14 protein-coding genes and 1 tRNA gene are annotated in these 16,119 nt (G+C 70.0%); 8 read left to right on the top strand and 7 right to left on the bottom strand.

Annotated elements, in window-relative coordinates; all coding sequences use genetic code 11:
- Positions 1–289: 289 nt before the first annotated feature.
- Complete coding sequence (gene crgA, locus ACZ79I_RS19840; RefSeq protein ID WP_471498841.1) at positions 290–544, bottom strand: cell division protein CrgA; 255 nt, start codon at positions 542–544, stop codon at positions 290–292.
- 142 nt (positions 545–686) lie between these two features.
- Between crgA and ACZ79I_RS19835 the strand changes: the two genes are divergently transcribed.
- The 6 genes from ACZ79I_RS19835 to ACZ79I_RS19810 are packed head-to-tail and all read left to right on the top strand — an operon-like array spanning position 687 to position 5,120.
- Positions 687–1,490 carry a DUF881 domain-containing protein gene (locus tag ACZ79I_RS19835; RefSeq protein WP_471498840.1) on the top strand — a complete coding sequence of 268 codons (804 nt, stop codon included), beginning with the start codon at positions 687–689 and terminating at the stop codon, positions 1,488–1,490.
- 37 nt (positions 1,491–1,527) lie between these two features.
- Entirely contained in the window at positions 1,528–2,214 is a 687-nt protein-coding gene (locus tag ACZ79I_RS19830; RefSeq protein WP_471498839.1) for a class E sortase, read from the top strand.
- Between the two features lie 16 nt (positions 2,215–2,230).
- Positions 2,231–2,428, top strand: a complete 198-nt coding sequence (locus ACZ79I_RS19825; RefSeq protein ID WP_471505536.1) for a hypothetical protein — start codon at positions 2,231–2,233, stop codon at positions 2,426–2,428.
- On the top strand, positions 2,425–3,063 hold the full coding sequence (locus ACZ79I_RS19820) for an aminodeoxychorismate/anthranilate synthase component II (RefSeq protein ID WP_471498838.1): 639 nt from the start codon (positions 2,425–2,427) through the stop codon (positions 3,061–3,063). Before ACZ79I_RS19825 ends, ACZ79I_RS19820 begins: the two co-directional genes overlap by 4 nt.
- Entirely contained in the window at positions 3,060–4,313 is a 1,254-nt protein-coding gene (locus tag ACZ79I_RS19815; protein WP_471498837.1) for a class E sortase, read from the top strand. Before ACZ79I_RS19820 ends, ACZ79I_RS19815 begins: the two co-directional genes overlap by 4 nt.
- A gap of 45 nt (positions 4,314–4,358) precedes the next feature.
- Complete coding sequence (locus ACZ79I_RS19810; RefSeq protein ID WP_471498836.1) at positions 4,359–5,120, top strand: class E sortase; 762 nt, start codon at positions 4,359–4,361, stop codon at positions 5,118–5,120.
- Between the two features lie 131 nt (positions 5,121–5,251).
- Here ACZ79I_RS19810 and pknB read toward each other — a convergent pair whose 3' ends face one another.
- The 6 genes from pknB to ACZ79I_RS19780 form a co-directional block, all read right to left on the bottom strand.
- Positions 5,252–7,240 (bottom strand): Stk1 family PASTA domain-containing Ser/Thr kinase, encoded by a 1,989-nt coding sequence (pknB, locus tag ACZ79I_RS19805; RefSeq protein WP_471498835.1) that lies wholly within the window; start codon positions 7,238–7,240, stop codon positions 5,252–5,254.
- Positions 7,241–7,410: 170 nt separating this feature from the next.
- Positions 7,411–8,898 carry a peptidoglycan D,D-transpeptidase FtsI family protein gene (locus ACZ79I_RS19800; protein ID WP_471498834.1) on the bottom strand — a complete coding sequence of 496 codons (1,488 nt, stop codon included), beginning with the start codon at positions 8,896–8,898 and terminating at the stop codon, positions 7,411–7,413.
- Positions 8,895–10,331 (bottom strand): FtsW/RodA/SpoVE family cell cycle protein, encoded by a 1,437-nt coding sequence (locus ACZ79I_RS19795; RefSeq protein ID WP_471498833.1) that lies wholly within the window; start codon positions 10,329–10,331, stop codon positions 8,895–8,897. The genes ACZ79I_RS19800 and ACZ79I_RS19795 overlap by 4 nt, the downstream gene beginning before the upstream one ends.
- A gap of 27 nt (positions 10,332–10,358) precedes the next feature.
- A complete protein-coding gene (locus tag ACZ79I_RS19790; protein WP_471498832.1) occupies positions 10,359–11,891 on the bottom strand; it encodes a Stp1/IreP family PP2C-type Ser/Thr phosphatase in 1,533 nt (510 codons plus the stop codon).
- A 120-nt stretch (positions 11,892–12,011) separates the two neighbouring features.
- The gene (locus tag ACZ79I_RS19785) at positions 12,012–12,524 is read right to left on the bottom strand and encodes an FHA domain-containing protein FhaB/FipA (protein ID WP_381078936.1); all 513 of its coding nucleotides are present in this window, start codon (positions 12,522–12,524) and stop codon (positions 12,012–12,014) included.
- Between the two features lie 10 nt (positions 12,525–12,534).
- Positions 12,535–13,380 carry an FhaA domain-containing protein gene (locus tag ACZ79I_RS19780; protein ID WP_471498831.1) on the bottom strand — a complete coding sequence of 282 codons (846 nt, stop codon included), beginning with the start codon at positions 13,378–13,380 and terminating at the stop codon, positions 12,535–12,537.
- 816 nt (positions 13,381–14,196) lie between these two features.
- Here ACZ79I_RS19780 and ACZ79I_RS19775 point away from each other — a divergent pair.
- Positions 14,197–14,283, top strand: a tRNA-Leu gene (locus ACZ79I_RS19775).
- A gap of 340 nt (positions 14,284–14,623) precedes the next feature.
- Complete coding sequence (locus tag ACZ79I_RS19770) at positions 14,624–16,054, top strand: DUF2252 domain-containing protein (protein ID WP_471498830.1); 1,431 nt, start codon at positions 14,624–14,626, stop codon at positions 16,052–16,054.
- Positions 16,055–16,119 lie beyond the last annotated feature (65 nt).

Genomic DNA, 16,119 nt, shown 5'->3' with positions numbered 1-16,119 from the left:
AGGTCGTAGCCCGAGGTTGTACCCAGCGTTGTCCACAGTCAGTGGCGGATCTTGTGCATGCAGTGGGGAACAGCTGCGCCCCCTGTCACCGACCGGAGTTTTCCCAGGTCAGACAGGGGGCGAACAGGTTTGCGAAGCCGGGTGGATCTGTCATACCGGCGTCAACACCCGATGGGTTATCCACAGATCGTCGTTCTTTTTCCACTGGTCGCAAGCTCTGTGTACAGAGCTGTGGATAACTCGGTGCAGGTCGCGGCCGGCGCCGAGGGGATCCGGGTGGAGCGGGGCGCTACTTCCACTGGGTGGACACGCCGAACCCCGCCGCGATGAACCCGAAGCCCACCACGATGTTCCAGTTGCGCAGCGCGTGGATCGGCAGCGAGCCGTCGGTCACGTAGAAGACGACGATCCAGGCGAGACCGATGATGAACATGGCCAGCATCACCGGTGCCACCCAGCCGCGGCTCTCCAGCTTGAGGTTCGTCGCCTGCTTCGACGGCGGCGGCGTGTAGTCGGCCTTCTTGCGGATACGTGACTTCGGCACGAGGGTCTCTCCTGTCGATGCGCTGCGTGGCCGCGCAGGGATCTGGGGCGGGCTCCGGGCGAGCGTACAAGGGGACACTGAGTACTCCCCCGGGCGTCCGTTAGCGTAGTCCTTCCGTGGCGCCGAAGGAGATAAGGGTACGTTGAGCAATACGGCCGACTCCCCCCAGGAGGGTTCCCGTCCCCCGCAGACGGGGTCAGCGCCCTCCCGACCGCGCGGTGTGCGGCCCGTGCGGGTCCTCACCGTCGGCGTCTTCGCGCTCGCCGGGCTCCTCTTCATCACCAGCTTCAACACGGCCAAGGGCACCAACATCCGCACGGACTCCTCGCTGCTGAAGCTCTCGGACCTCATCCACGACCGCAGCCACAAGAACGCCCGGCTCGACGAGTCCAACGCAGCCCTGCGCAACGACGTCGAGGCCCTCGCCAAGCGCACCGCCGGCGGCACCAGCGAGGCCGACCAGGCGCGGCTCACTGCGCTGGAGAAGAACGCCGGTACCCGGAAACTCACCGGCAAGGCCGTCACGGTCACCCTCAACGACGCCCCGCCCAACGCGACCGCCAAGCTCCCCGGCTACCCGGAGCCGCAGCCCGACTACCTGGTCATCCACCAGCAGGACCTGCAGGCCGTGGTGAACGCCCTGTGGCAGGGCGGCGCCCAGGGCATCAAGGTGATGGACCAGCGGCTGATCTCCACCAGCGCCGTGCGCTGCGTCGGCAACACCCTGATCCTCCAGGGCCGCGTCTACTCGCCCCCGTACAAGATCACCGCGATAGGCGACCCGGACAGGCTCCAGAAGGCACTCGCCGACTCGCCCGCGATCCAGAACTACATGGTGTACGTCAACGTCTACGGTCTCGGCTGGAAAGTCACCGAGAACGGGACGGTGACTCTTCCCGGCTACTCGGGCACAGTGGATCTGCATTACGCGAAGCCTGTGGAGTAGGGCCCGGGAACGGCTGCCGCTGGGGGAACCTGTGCCGGTGCGTGTGATCGTCAGGACCGTCAGCGAACTGTGCATCACCGTCGGCGCCCTCATCGTTCTGTTCGTCGTCTACGTGCTCTTCTGGACGGGCGTGAAGGCGGACAGCGCCATGAACGACCAGATCGACCGGCTGCAGCGGCAGTGGGCGGCGGGGACGGTGCGCCAGGCCGCCGCTCCCGGGAGCCCGGCGAGCCCGAAGCGGCTGGCGCCGTACGCGCCGGGCAGGCCCTTCGCCGTGATGTACATCCCACGGCTCGGTTTCACGTGGAACAAGCCCGTGCTCGAGGACACCGCCGTGGGCACCCTCAAGAAGGGCCTCGGCCACTACACGGGCACCGCCCGGCTCGGCCAGGAGGGCAACTTCGCGGTCGCCGGTCACCGGCGCACCTACGGCGACCCCTTCAAGGACTTCCCCAGGCTGCGCCCCGGCGACGCGGTCGTCCTCACCGACGGAAGCACCTGGTTCACGTATCGGATCGACAAAGGGCCCTACAAAACCGTGCCGACGGACGTCGAGGTGATCGACCCTGTGCCACGTAAGTCCGGGTACACGCGTCCGGGCCGCTATCTGACGCTGACGACGTGCGATCCCGAGTGGGGGCACAGTCACCGGCTGATCGTCTGGGCGCATCTCGATTCCACCCAGCCTGTGGAGGCAGGGAAACCGGCGGCCCTCCGCCGTTAGTCTGGTGGCGTACGGCGTGAGTCTGGTGCCGTGGTGCGACGGAAGGGACGGCATGTACGGCTGGATCTGGCGGCATCTGCCGGGAAACGTATGGGTGAAGGCGCTGATTTCCGTCGTGCTGGCGCTCGCCGTGGTCTATGTCCTGTTCCAGTACGTCTTCCCGTGGGCCGAACCGCTGCTGCCCTTCAACGATGTGACGGTGGACAACCAGTGAGCGCGCGCATTCTCGTCGTCGACAACTACGACAGCTTCGTCTTCAACCTGGTCCAGTACCTGTACCAGCTGGGCGCGGAGTGCGAGGTGCTGCGCAACGACGAGGTGTCGCCCGAGCACGCCCAGGACGGCTTCGACGGTGTGCTGCTGTCCCCGGGCCCCGGCACCCCTGAGGAGGCCGGCGTCTGCGTCGACATGGTGCGTCACTGCGCCGCGACCGGCGTGCCCGTCTTCGGGGTCTGCCTGGGCATGCAGTCGATGCAGGTGGCCTACGGCGGCGTCGTCGGTCGCGCGCCGGAGCTGCTGCACGGCAAGACCTCGCTGGTCGAGCACGAGGGCAAGGGCGTCTTCGCGGACCTGCCCTCCCCGTTCACCGCGACCCGCTACCACTCGCTCGCCGCCGAGCCGGACACCGTGCCCGCCGAGCTGGAGGTCACGGCGCGGACGCACGACGGGATCATCATGGGGCTGCGGCACCGTGAACTCCCGGTCGAGGGCGTGCAGTTCCATCCCGAGTCGGTGCTCACCGAGCACGGTCACCGGATGCTGGCCAACTGGCTGGCGGAGTGCGGTGACCAGGAGGCCGTGGCGAGGTCGGCGGGGCTCGCCCCGGTGGTGGGCAGGGCCACGGCGTGACCGCGCTGCGTCCCGAGCGCGAGAGCGGTGCCGCCTACGGCGACGCCGCGGAACACGGGTCCCCGTACGGGCAGCAGCCCTACGACGGATCCGGCGCGTGGCAGGGACAGGGGTGGTCCGGCCAGCCCGCCCACACCGCGGGAGCGACCGTGGGACACGGGCAGCAGGCACCCCAGCCGGCGTACGACGCCACGGCGGTGCTCCCCCCGTACCAGGAACCCGCCGCCGCCCCCTCCTACGGGGGAGCCGCGGCCGCCGGGCCGTACGGCGTGGCGGCTCCCGGCGCGGCGGCCCGTGCCGACGGCCCCGTCTCCGTGGCCCCGGCCGCTCCCCTGGACAGCGAGACGGTCGCGCTGCGCGCCGCGGACGTCGAGGAGGCCCGTCGGGCCGCGGACCGCGCGCGGGAGCCCGTACCGGCGCCCGGGGGACGTGCTGCGCGACGCAAGGCGGCCAAGCGGCACGGCGGAGGGCACGGGCGGCACGGAGGCGGCCCGCAGACGCCCGGGAAGCCCGCCAGGGCGGCCGGAGAGGCGCCCCTGTCCCGTGTGGAGGCCCGGCGGGCCGCGCGGGCGCAGAAACCCGGTGCGGCGGTCGTCGCGAGCCGTCTGGTCGGCGAGCTGTTCATCACGACCGGTGTGCTGATGCTGCTGTTCGTGACGTACCAGCTGTGGTGGTCGAACGTGCGGGCCCACCAGGAGGCGGGCAGCGCCGCCCGGCACCTCCAGCAGGACTGGGCGAGCGGCAAACGGGAACCGGGAGTGTTCGCGCCCGGCCAGGGCTTCGCCATACTCCACATCCCGGCGCTGGACGTGGTCGCCCCGATCGCCGAGGGCACCAGCAAGACGAAGGTGCTCGACAAGGGCATGGTCGGCCACTACGGCGAGGGCAGCCTGAAGACGGCGATGCCGGACGCCAGGACGGGCAACTTCGGGCTCGCGGGGCACCGGAACACGCACGGGGAGCCGTTCCGGTACATCAACCGTCTCCAGAAGGGCGACGCCATCGTGGTGGAGACGCAGGACGCGTACTACGTCTACAGAATGGCCTCCATCCTTCCGGTGACGTCGCCGTCGAACACGAGTGTCCTCGACCCCGTCCCGAAGGGCTCGGGTTTCACCACGCCGGGCCGCTACATCACCCTCACCACCTGCACGCCGGAGTTCACCAGCAAGTACCGGCTCATCGTCTGGGGCAAGATGGTCGAGGAACGGCCGCGCAGCAAGGGCAAGCCGGACGCGCTCATCTCATAGGGCACGCGGAGTCGTGAGGCACGTGGAACAGACGGGGCAGATGCAGTGGGAGTGACGACCGACCAGGACGAGCAGACCGCCGCGCCGTCGCCGGGCTCCGACTCCCGGTCCGGGCGGCGCCGCCGCGGGCGCGGCAGGATCGCGCTGGCCGTCAGCGTCTTCGGGGAACTTCTCATCACGGCCGGGCTGGTGCTCGGGCTGTTCGTCGTCTACTCGCTGTGGTGGACGAACGTCCTCGCGGACCGGAAGGCGCACCAGGAGGGCGACAGGGTGCGCGACCACTGGGCGGCCGAGCCGGACAGCGGGCCGGGCGCGCTGGACACCAAGGACGGCATCGGCTTCCTGCACGTGCCCGCCATGGACAACGGCGAGGTCCTGGTGGAGAAGGGCACGTCGGCGAAGGTCCTGAACGACGGTGTGGCCGGCTACTACACGGACCCCGTCAAGGCGACCCTGCCGACGACGGGCAGGACCGGCAACTTCGCGCTGGCCGCGCACCGGGACGGGCACGGGGCGAAGTTCCACAACATCGACAAGCTGAAGAAGGGCGACCCGATCGTCTTCGAGACCAAGGACGACTGGTACGTCTACAAGGTCTTCGCCATCCTCCCGCAGACGTCGAAGTACAACGTGAAGGTCCTCACCGCCGTCCCGAAGGAGGCGGGCGTGAAGAAGCCGGGCCACTACATCACCCTGACGACCTGCACCCCCGTCTACACCTCGGAGTACCGCTACATCGTGTGGGGCGAACTCGTACGGGTCGACGGGGTGGACGCAGCGCGGACTCCGCCGCAGGAGCTGCGCTGAGGGTTGGGTTCACGGATCAGCTCATCGCCGTCTCGGAGTGACGAAGGGCCGGTGCCGCCTGCCGGAGCCGCCACGAATGAGCCCCGGCGGCCCTTCCGGGCCGCCGGGGCTCTGTTCGCCCGTAGGGGGTGTCAGCCGCTCGTTCCGCCGAAGAAGTTCGTCCCGCCGCTTCCCCCGTTGCCGCCGCCTCCGCCCGTGAACAGGTTCACCGTGGTGCCCTGGTTGACCGTGGAGCCCTGGGGCGGATTCGACGTGAGGACGATGGCGTTGTCGTCCTGGGAGCCGTTGACGTTGACCTGCAGTCCCGCCTGCTCCAGCAACTTCTTGGCGTCCTTCAGCCGCTGGCCCTGGACGTTCGGGACCGGGACCTGGGTGTTCTGGGCCTGCCTGCCGATCTGGATGGCGACGGTGGAGCCCTTCTTGACCGTGCTGTTCGCCGACGGCGAGGTCTGGATGACCTTGCCGACCTGGTTCGGGTCGCTGGTGTCCACCTCGGTGCAGTTGCCGGTCAGGTTGCTGGCCTGCATCTGCTGCTTGGCGGCGTCACAGGTCTGGTTTGTGACGTCCGGGACCGTGACCGTCTCCGGCGCCTTGGCGACGGTGAGGGTGATCGTGGAGCCCTTCTCCACCTTCGTGCCGAACGATGGGTCCGTCTCCAGCACCGTGCCCGCTTCCTGCGCGGACTCCCTGGTCTTGGTCTCGACCTTGAACTGGTAGCCGTCGCCTTCGAGCTTCGTCGTGGCGTCGTCGACGTTCTGGCCGACGACGTCCGGCACCGTCACCTTCGGGGCGCCCGTGGACACCACCAGGTTGACCGTGCTGCCCTTGTCGACCGTGGTGGTGGGGGTCGGGTCCTGGGTGCAGATGTTGCCCTGCTTCTGGTTCTCGCAGGGCTTGCTGGTGAAGGACAGCTTGAGTTCGGCGTTGGTCGCCAGCTGCTGGGCGTCGGTCTTCGTCTGGCCGACGAAGTTGGGCACGGCGACGGTGTCGTTGCCCACGCCGTTGCCGCTGAAGATCCACTTGCCGATGAGGATGGCGCCGACCAGCACGAGCACACCGGCCACGACCAGCAGGATCGTCGAGGTGTTCGACTTCTTCTGGCGGCGGCGGTCCGGGCGGTCGTCGTAGCCGTAGCCGCCGTCGTCCGGGTTCATCGGCGGCAGCATCGTGGTCGCGCCGACACCGGCCGGGCCGCCGCCCGCACGCAGGGCCGTCGTCGGCTGGTCGTCGGGGTAGGCCCCGTAGCCGACCGAGCCCATGGCCGCCGTGGCCGCGACGGGCTGGCCGTCGAGGCACGCCTCGATGTCGGCGCGCATCTCGTCGGCGGTCTGGTAGCGGTAGTCGGGGTCCTTGACCAGCGCCCTGAGCACGATCGCGTCCATCTCGGGCGTGATCTCGGGGTCGAAGACGCTCGGGGGCTGGGGCTCCTCGCGGACGTGCTGGTAGGCGACGGCCACGGGGGAGTCCCCGACGAACGGGGGCCGGACCGTCAGCAGCTCGTAGAGCAGGCAACCCGTCGAATACAGGTCCGACCGGGAGTCGACCTGCTCGCCCTTCGCCTGCTCCGGCGAGAGGTACTGGGCCGTGCCGATGACCGCCGCCGTCTGCGTCATGGTCATGCCAGCGTCACCCATGGCGCGGGCGATGCCGAAGTCCATCACCTTGACCTGGCCGTTGCGGGTCAGCATGACGTTCGCCGGCTTGATGTCACGGTGGACGATGCCGTTGCGGTGGGCGTACTCCAGGCCCTGGAGGATGCCGATGGTCATCTCCATGGCCCGCTCGGGCAGCAGCTTGCGGCCGCTGTGAAGAAGCTCACGGAGCGTGGAGCCGTCGACGTACTCCATCACGATGTACGGGATCGAGACCCCGTCGATGTAGTCCTCGCCGGTGTCGTACACCGCGACGATCGCGGGATGGTTCAGCGAGGCGGCCGACTGGGCCTCCCGGCGGAACCGGGCCTGGAAGGTGGGGTCGCGTGCGAGGTCCGCGCGCAGCGTCTTCACCGCCACGGTGCGGCCGAGCCGGGTGTCATGTGCCAGATAGACCTCGGCCATGCCACCACGGCCGAGCACCTGGCCCAGCTCGTACCGGCCGCCGAGGCGACGCGGCTCTTCCATAGCTTCCTACCAGCCCTCTCCGTCGGTCCCGACCACACCCGCGTGTGGTCCGGCGGTGTGCTGTCCGGGCATACGGTACCCGGCTCGCTTTGTGTGACCTGGCCACATCCGCCACCCGATACAGGACCGGTATCACAACGTGCACTGATGTGAAGGGGACGTGACAGGGGTCACTTCTTGCTGTTGATGACCGCCTCCATGACGTTCTTCGCGATGGGGGCGGCGAGACCGCCACCCGAGATGTCGTCACGGTTGGCGCTCTCGTCCTCGACCACCACGGCCACGGCGACCGGCGAGCTGCCGTCGGCGAGCTTGGCGTAGGAGATGAACCAGGCGTACGGCTTCTCGCTGTTGTTCAGGCCGTGCTGGGCGGTACCGGTCTTGCCTCCCACGGTGACACCGGGGATCTGCGCCTTGGTACCCGTGCCCTGCTTGACGACCGTCTCCATCATCGACTGCAGGATCTGCGCGTTCTGCTCCGACAGCGGCCGGCTCAGCTCCTCCGGCTGGGTCTGCGAGACCACGTCCAGGCTGGGCGCCTGCAGCTTGTCCACCATGTACGGCTTCATCAGCTTGCCGTCGTTGGCCACCGCCGAGGCGACCATGGCCATCTGCAGCGGCGTCGCGGCGGTCTCGTACTGCCCGATCGAGCTGAGCGCGGTCGACGGCCGGTTCATCTCCTTGGGGAAGTTGGAGGCCACGGCGCGCACCGGCGTGAACTGCTCGGAGTCGAAGCCGAACTTCTTCGCCTCCTCCAGCATCTTGTCCTTGCCGACGTCGACGCCCATCTTGCCGAAGACGGTGTTGCAGGAGTACTGCAGCGCGACCCGCATCGTCGCGTCCTTGCAGGGGATGTTGCCCTCGTTCTTCAGCGGGGTCGTGCTGTCCGGGAGGGTGTACGGCAGCGGCGAGTCGGTCTTCTGGTCCGCGCTCGTGTAGAGCCCGTTCTCCAGGGCGGCCGCCGCGGTGACCACCTTGAAGGTGGAGCCCGGCGGGTAGGTCTCGCGCAGCGCCCGGTTCAGCATCGGGTCGCCCGGGTTGTTCTTCTTCTGCAGGCTCGTCCACGCCTTGGAGTCGACCGAGGTGGAGTTGCCCGCGAACGACGACGGGTCGTAGGAGGGGTAGGAGGCCAGCGCCAGGATCGCGCCGGTCTGCGGGTCGAGCGCCACGGCGGCGCCCTTGCCGCCGACCTTCTTGAGCCCGTCGTAGGCGGCCTTCTGCGCGGCCCCGTTGAGCGTGGTGACGACGTTGCCGCCCGCCTTCTCCTTGCCGGTCAGCATGTCGAGGGTGTTGCGGAAGAACAGCCGGTCGTCGGTGCCGGTGAGGATGCCGTCCTCGATGGACTCCAGCTGGGTCGCGCCGAACGCCTGCGAGGCGTAGCCGGTGACCGGCGCCCACATCGGGCCGTTCTTGTAGGTGCGCTTGTAGGCGAAGTCGTTGAGGCTGTCGGTGGGGGTCTCCTTGGACCCGGTGATCGGTTCGCCGTCGACGACGATGTCGCCGCGCGGCGTGGAGTACCGCGCGATCAGCACCCGGCGGTTGCTCGGGTCGGTGCGCAGGGTGTCGGCCTGGACGTACTGGAGCCAGTTGTCGCGGATGAGGAGTGCGAGGACGAGGAGCCCGCAGAAGATCGCGATCCGGCGCAGGGGCTTGTTCACGGGCGGACCACCTGGGTCATCTCGGCGTCGGGGTTCGGGGCGGGAGACGGGGCGGGGCGGCGCGCGGTGTCGCTGATGCGGATCAGTACGCCGATCAGGGCCCAGTTGGCGATGACCGAGGAGCCGCCGGAGGCCAGGAAGGGCATCGTCATACCGGTCAGCGGGATCAGTCCCATGACACCGCCGGCCACCACGAAGACCTGGAGCGCGAAGGCGCCGGACAGGCCGACGGCGAGCAGCTTGCCGAACGGGTCGCGGGCGGCGAGGGCGGTGCGCACGCCGCGCTCCACGACCAGGGCGTAGATGAGCAGGATCGCCATGATGCCGGCCAGGCCCAGCTCCTCGCCGAAGGTGGCGAGGATGAAGTCGGAGTTGGCGGCGAACCGGATGAGGTCGGAGTGGCCCTGGCCCAGACCGGTGCCGAGGGTGCCGCCGGAGCCGAACGCCCACAGGGCCTGCATCGCCTGCTCGGAGTGCCCCCCCACGCCCTGCCGGCTCAGCGTGTATTCCTTCATCGGGTCGAGCCATGCCTGGACGCGCATCTTCACATGCGGCTCGAACGAGGCCACGCCCACGGCACCCGCCGCGGACATCAGCAGACCGAAGACGATCCAGCTGGTGCGCTCGGTGGCCACGTACAGCATGATCACGAACATGCCGAAGAACAGCAGGGAGGTACCGAGGTCGGTCTCGAAGACCAGGATGAGGATCGAGATCGCCCAGACGACGAGGATCGGGCCGAGGTCGCGGCCGCGCGGCAGGTACAGCCCCATGAAGCGGCGGCTGGCGAGCGCGAGCGCGTCCCGCTTCACCATCAGATAGCCGGCGAAGAAGATCGCCAGCACGATCTTCGCGAACTCACCGGGCTGGATGGAGAACCCGGCGACCGAGATCCAGATCTTCGCGCCGTAGATGTTGGCACCCAGGCCGGGGACCAGCGGCAGCAGCAGCAGGAGCAGCGCGCCGACCATGGAGATGTACGTGTAGCGCTGGAGGGTCCGGTGGTCCTTGAGGAAGATCAGCGCCACGACGAACAGCGCGACGCCCAGCGCCGTGTACATGAGCTGGCGCGGCGCCGCTCCGCCGGCCTGGTTGATGGACTGCAGCAGCTTCGACTGGTCGAGGCGCCAGATGATCACGAGCCCGAGCCCGTTCAGCAGCGTGGCCAGCGGCAGCAGCAGGGGGTCGGCGTACGGGGCGAACTTCCGTACGACGAGATGGCCCACACCGGCCAGCAGGCCGAGCCCGACGCCGTAGCCGAGCAGGCCGGGCGGCACCGTCTTGTTGATGGCGAGACCCACGTTGGCGTAGGCGAACACCGGGATGACGACCGCGAACACCAGCAACGCCAGTTCGGTGTTGCGGCGACTCGGTGTGCCGATCGAGCCGATCGTGGATGTGTGATGTGTCGTCGCGTTCGTACTGCTGCTCATGGTGTGACAGGGCCCCTCACGGCTTGCTTACTGCTTACCGCACAGTGAGACGACCTTCTGCTCTTCCTCCGAGAGGGTGGGGCCGGGTGTGGGAGTGGGTGCGGTCTGGGTCTTGCTCGGCGACGCCGACGAGCTCGGTTTCGGCGTCGATGTGGCCTTGGACGTCGCAGAGGTGGCCGTGGTTCCCGTGGTGCCTCCGGCCTGCCCCTCGCCGGTCCCGGCGGTGTTCTCGCTCTCGGCGGCGCGGCGCTGGGAGTCCTTCTTGCACGCGGACGCCTGCACGGCCAGCTCGGAGATCTTCGACTCGCCCGCCTGGAGACCGCCCTCGGTGATGGTCGCCCTGACCTGCTTCTGCTGGTACGGCGGCAGGTACTTGAGTTCGATCTCGGGGTGGTCCTTCTCCACCTTGGACAGCGACACCCAGGCCAGGTCCTGGCTGATGCCGCGGTACAGCGCGACATGCTCGCCGTTCGCGCCGACGTAGTACTGCGTCTGCGTCCACCGGTAGGCGCCGTAGCACCCTCCGCCGACGACGGCCAGCGCCAGGACCGTGTAGAAGGACCGCTTGAGCCATCTGCGGCCCTTCTTCGGCTTGACGAAGTCGTCGTCGGTGTAGGCGCCGAAGCTGCCCGCCGGGACGTAGCCGGTGGTGTCGCCGCTGCCGGGCGGGCCGAACTCGCCCCCGCCGCCCTGTCCGTGGCCCTGGCGGCCGAGGCCGGCCGCGCGGCCCGCGGGCGTCTGCATGATGCCGTTGTCGTGCAGGTGGTGCTGGTTCTCGGCGACCGCGCCCACCACGACCGGGGTGTCGGAGAGCTGCCCGGCGAGGGTGTCGCCGGTGTCCAGGTCGAGGACGTCGGCCACGATGACCGTGATGTTGTCCGGGCCGCCGCCGCGCAGCGCGAGCTGGATCAGCTCCTGCACGGTCTCCTGCGGGCCCTGGTAGCTGGCGAGGGTCTCCTCCATCGTCTGGTGGGAGACGACCCCGGACAGTCCGTCGGAGCAGATCAGGTACCGGTCGCCGGCGCGCACCTCGCGGATGGACAGATCGGGCTCGACGTGGTCGCCGCTGCCGAGCGCGCGCATCAGGAGGGACCGCTGCGGATGGGTCGTGGCCTCCTCCTCGGTGATACGGCCCTCGTCGACGAGCCGCTGCACCCAGGTGTGGTCCTGTGTGATCTGGGTCAGGACGCCGTCGCGCAGCAGGTAGGCGCGGGAGTCGCCGACGTGTACCAGGCCGAGCCGCTGACCGGTCCACAGCAGGGCGGTCAGGGTGGTTCCCATGCCCTCCAGCTGGGGGTCCTCCTCGACCATGGAGCGTAGCTGGTCGTTGGCGCGCTGCACGGCGGTACCGAGCGAGGTGAGGATGTCGGAGCCGGGGATGTCGTCGTCGAGCGCGACGATGGTGGAGATCACCTCGGAGGAGGCGACCTCGCCGGCGGCCTGGCCGCCCATGCCGTCGGCGATCGCGAGCAGGCGCGGACCGGCGTAGCCCGAGTCCTCGTTGCCCTCACGGATCATGCCTTTGTGCGATCCGGCGGCGAAGCGCAGTGACAGACTCATGCGCACCTCGCCCGTCGGCTCCGGGTACATCCGCACGGTGCCCACCCTCCGGTCGGGAGCGCGCCGGGGCCCGTCGTGTGGGCCGCCGCTGCGTGCTCGCTCCGCTCGCTCATTGTCGTACTACTTCCGCAGCTCGATGACGGTCTTGCCGATGCGGATCGGCGCGCCCAGCGGAATCGGCGTGGGGGTCGTCAGCCGCGTCCGGTCGAGATACGTGCCGTTGGTGGACCCGAGGTCTTCGACGATCCACTGGCCGTCCCGGTCGGGGTAGATCCTGGCGTGCCGGCTGGAGGCGTAGTCGTCGTCCAGCACGATCGTGCTGTCGTGTGCGCGGCCGAGCGTGATGGTCTGGCCCTGCAGCGCCACCGTCGTACCCGTCAGGGAGCCCTCCGAGACGACCAGTTTGGTGGGGGCGCCGCGGCGCTGGCGGCCGCCGGCCGGCTGCTGGCGCTGCTGCGGGGGTGTCGCCTGCCGGGCGGCCTGCTGCGGCCGTCCGCCGTCCCGGCGCGAGCCGCGCTGTGTGACGCGCGTACCGAACAGGTCGCTGCGGATGACCTGCACGGCCACGATCACGAACAGCCACAGTACGGCCAGGAAACCCAGCCGCATGACCGTGAGGGTCAGCTCTGACATTGCCCCCGCTTCACCCTTCGGCTTGCCGGTAAATGATGGTGGTGCTGCCCACGACGATCCGCGAGCCGTCGCGGAGCGTAGCGCGGGTGGTGTGCTGTCCGTCCACCACGATGCCGTTGGTGGACCCGAGATCCTGGATCGTCGAGGGCGTTCCGGTCCGGATCTCACAGTGCCGGCGGGAGACGCCGGGGTCGTCGATCCGCACGTCGGCGTCGGTGCTGCGGCCCAGCACCAGCGTCGGGCGGGAGATCTGATGGCGGGTGCCGTTGATCTCGATCCAGTGGCGGGTGCGCCCGCCGCCCATCGGGGCGGCCGCGGGCCGCTGCGCGGCGGGCTGCGGGTAGCCGTAGCCGCCGGGGCGCGCGCCGGGCGGCGGCACGGACGGCATGGGCGGAGCCCCCCCGGGGCCGGCGGGCGGGTAGCCGTAGCCGCCGGGGCCCTGCCGCCCGGCCGGGGCGGAGGCGGGAGCCTGCTGGTTGGTGGAGGAGGCGAGCGTACGGCTGCGCACCCGGTACAGGCCGGTGTCGAGGTCGTTCGCCTTCTCCAGATGGACGCGGATGGGGCCCATGAAGGTGTAGCGCTGCTGCTTGGCGTAGTCGCGCACCATGCCGGCGAGCTCGTCTCCGAGCTGGCCGGAGTAGGGGCTGAGGCGCTCGTAGTCCGGCGCGCTCAGCTCCACGATGAAGTCGTTGGGGACGACCGTCCGGTCGCGGTTCCAGATGGTCGCGTTGTTGTCGCACTCCCGCTGGAGCGCACCGGCGATCTCCACGGGCTGGACCTCGGATTTGAACACTTTGGCGAAGGTGCCGTTGACCAGACCTTCGAGACGCTGCTCGAAACGCTTCAGGACTCCCATGGGGCACCTCCTCCGTCGTTGCCGTCCTGCGTACTGCTTACCTGGTACTGCTTACTGATCGTATCCACGCGCCGGAAAATCGGCTGGTTCCCCCTGTCGGCCCCGTCGACGGGTGTCGACGCCTCCGGAGTTCCCTCCGGAGGACCCCTTCGAACTCCTCCTGGACACAGTCCCCGATCGTTCTCCTGGCATGGATCGTAGAGGTGGCCGAAGACCAGTGTCCCGCACCTGGCTGTGCACCTTGTCCGCCTCCTGGAGAGATGGGCGTCACCGGTACGAGGTTGATACGTGAACAGGCACACGTCGAGACGTTCCGCGGCGGGTCCGTGGGGCTCGGGAGGCGCCGGGGAGAGGGAGGGCGCGGCTGGAGGCGGCCCGGGGCTGGGCGGCCCCCCGGGCGGTGGCAGGGCGGTGGCAGGGCGGAGATCCGGGGCAGAGAGCCGGGGCGGAGATCCGGACGGTGGGCCGGGCGGAGGCCCGGGTGGCCGTCGAAGTGGCGGCCGGGCGGGGTTGCGGCGGACGCCGTGACACCGGGGGTGCCGCCGGGGCGGCCCCGGGGTGCTGAGGGCGCCGGTTCGGCCGGTATGCGGCCCCGGCCCGGCTCGGCTCGGCGGCCCGGGCTCGTCCGGAGCCGGGCAGCCGGGGACGGTGCCCGGGCGGGGGCGGGGCTGTCGCTGGTCGGGCGGCGGGCGGCCGGGGAGGGGCGGGATGGCGGGCGGAAAAGGGATGTGAAGGCACCCTCGCCAGCGTGCTAATGTTCTGGATGTCGGAGGGCGCCGACACCGCAAGGAAGCGACGCCGGAGGACACACCCAATGCGCGGGTGGCGGAATAGGCAGACGCGCTGGATTCAGGTTCCAGTGCCCGCAAGGGCGTGGGGGTTCAACTCCCCCCTCGCGCACCACGACGAAACGGTCGTCATCGGATCCCGATGGCGGCCGTTTCGCTGTGATGGGCGGCAGGGCTTCGCCGGGGAAGATGTGAGGAACGTCTCAGCCTCGCGGTGCTGACGTCTTCGCGGCTGAGCAGTGCTCAGGTTCCGGCGGCCCGGTCCCGGCGGTCCCTCCCCGGCGGCCCGGTCCCGGCGCCGATCGCCGTCGGCCGGACCCGGTCTGGCACAAGTGACCGGGTTTTCCACAGCCATGGAGTTGTCCACAAGGCCTGACGTTTCCCCCGCCACCGGCTGTACGGTCATCCGCGGTTGATGTTCGTACGGCTGCGGGACAGCGGGGGAGGCGGTCGGTATGACCGAGGCCGGTGCAGGGGCCGGGGCGGCGATGCCGCGGCAGGCGACCAGGATCTCCGAGGTGCGGGGCTTCGCGCGGTGGCCCGCGCACGGCTCGCCCAAGGAAGAGGGCAAGGCGCTCCGTGCCCGGGTGCGGCGCCGGGCGCACGCCGAGGTCGTCGTGGACGCCGACCGCCCGGACGCGGTCACCGCGGTCGAGGAGTCCAACCGCGGCCGGATTCCCGAGCTCACGCCGATACGTGTCGGCAGGATGGCGGCCACGCCCTTCGCGTTCCTGCGCGGCTCGGCGGGCCTCATGGCCCACGACCTGGCGCGCACCCCGGCGACGGGCATAGGCGCCCAGCTCTGCGGCGACGCGCACGCCGCGAACTTCGGCCTCTACGGCGACGCGCGCGGCCGCCTGGTCATCGACCTGAACGACTTCGACGAAACGGTGCACGGCCCCTGGGAGTGGGACCTGAAACGCCTCGTCGCGTCCCTGGTGCTCGCCGGCCGCGAGGCCGGGGCCGACGAGGACACCTGCCGGGCCGCGGCGCAGGACAGCGTGGGCGCGTACCGGCGCACCATGCGCCTGCTGGGCAGGCTCCCGGCCCTGGACGCGTGGAACGCGATCGCGGACGAGGAACTGGTCTCCCACACGGACGCCCACGATCTGCTCGGCACCCTGGAACGGGTCTCCGAGAAGGCGCGCGCCAACACGAGCGGGCGGTTCGCGGCGAAGTCGACGGAGCCGTTCGGGGACGGCGGCCGCCGCTTCGTGGACGCGCCGCCGGTGCTGCGCCGCATACCGGACGCGGAGGCGGCGGCGGTCGCGGCGTCGCTGGAGGAGTATCTGACGACGCTGTCGGAGGACCGCCTCCCGCTCCTGGCCCGGTACGCCGTGCACGACGTGGCGTTCCGGGTGGTCGGCACGGGCAGCGTCGGCACGCGCTCCTACGTGGTGCTGCTCCTCGACCACCGTGGCGAGCCGCTGATCCTCCAGGTCAAGGAGGCCCGCCCGTCCGCGCTGCTCCCGCATCTGGCCACGCTCGGTCACCCGGTGCCGAAGGTGGAGCACGAGGGCCGCCGGGTCGTCCTCGGCCAGAAGCGCATGCAGGTGGTCAGTGACATCCTGCTCGGCTGGACATCGGTCGACGGACACCCGTACCAGGTACGGCAGTTCCGCAACCGCAAGGGCAGCGTCGACCCCGCGGCGCTGGCCGCCGACCAGATCGACGACTACGCCCGCATGACCGGAGCGCTGCTGGCCCGCGCCCACGCCCACAGCGCCGACCCGCGACTGATCTCCGGCTACTGCGGCAAGAACGAGGAACTGGACGAGGCGTTCGCCGCGTTCGCCGTGTCCTACGCGGACCGCACGGAGGCGGACCACGCGGAGCTGGTGGCCGCGGTGCGGAGCGGGCGGATCGCCGCGGAGATGGGGGTCTGAGGGAGGAAGAGGGCAGAGGGCGCCCCTGCGTCGCCGGGGCGGGGCACGGGCGGGACGGGAGCGGC

The sequence above is a fragment of the Streptomyces sp. PSU-S4-23 genome (assembly GCF_055632315.1).
The sequence above is the reverse complement of the archived record's forward strand: the minus strand, read 5'-3'. Positions and strand labels throughout refer to the sequence as shown.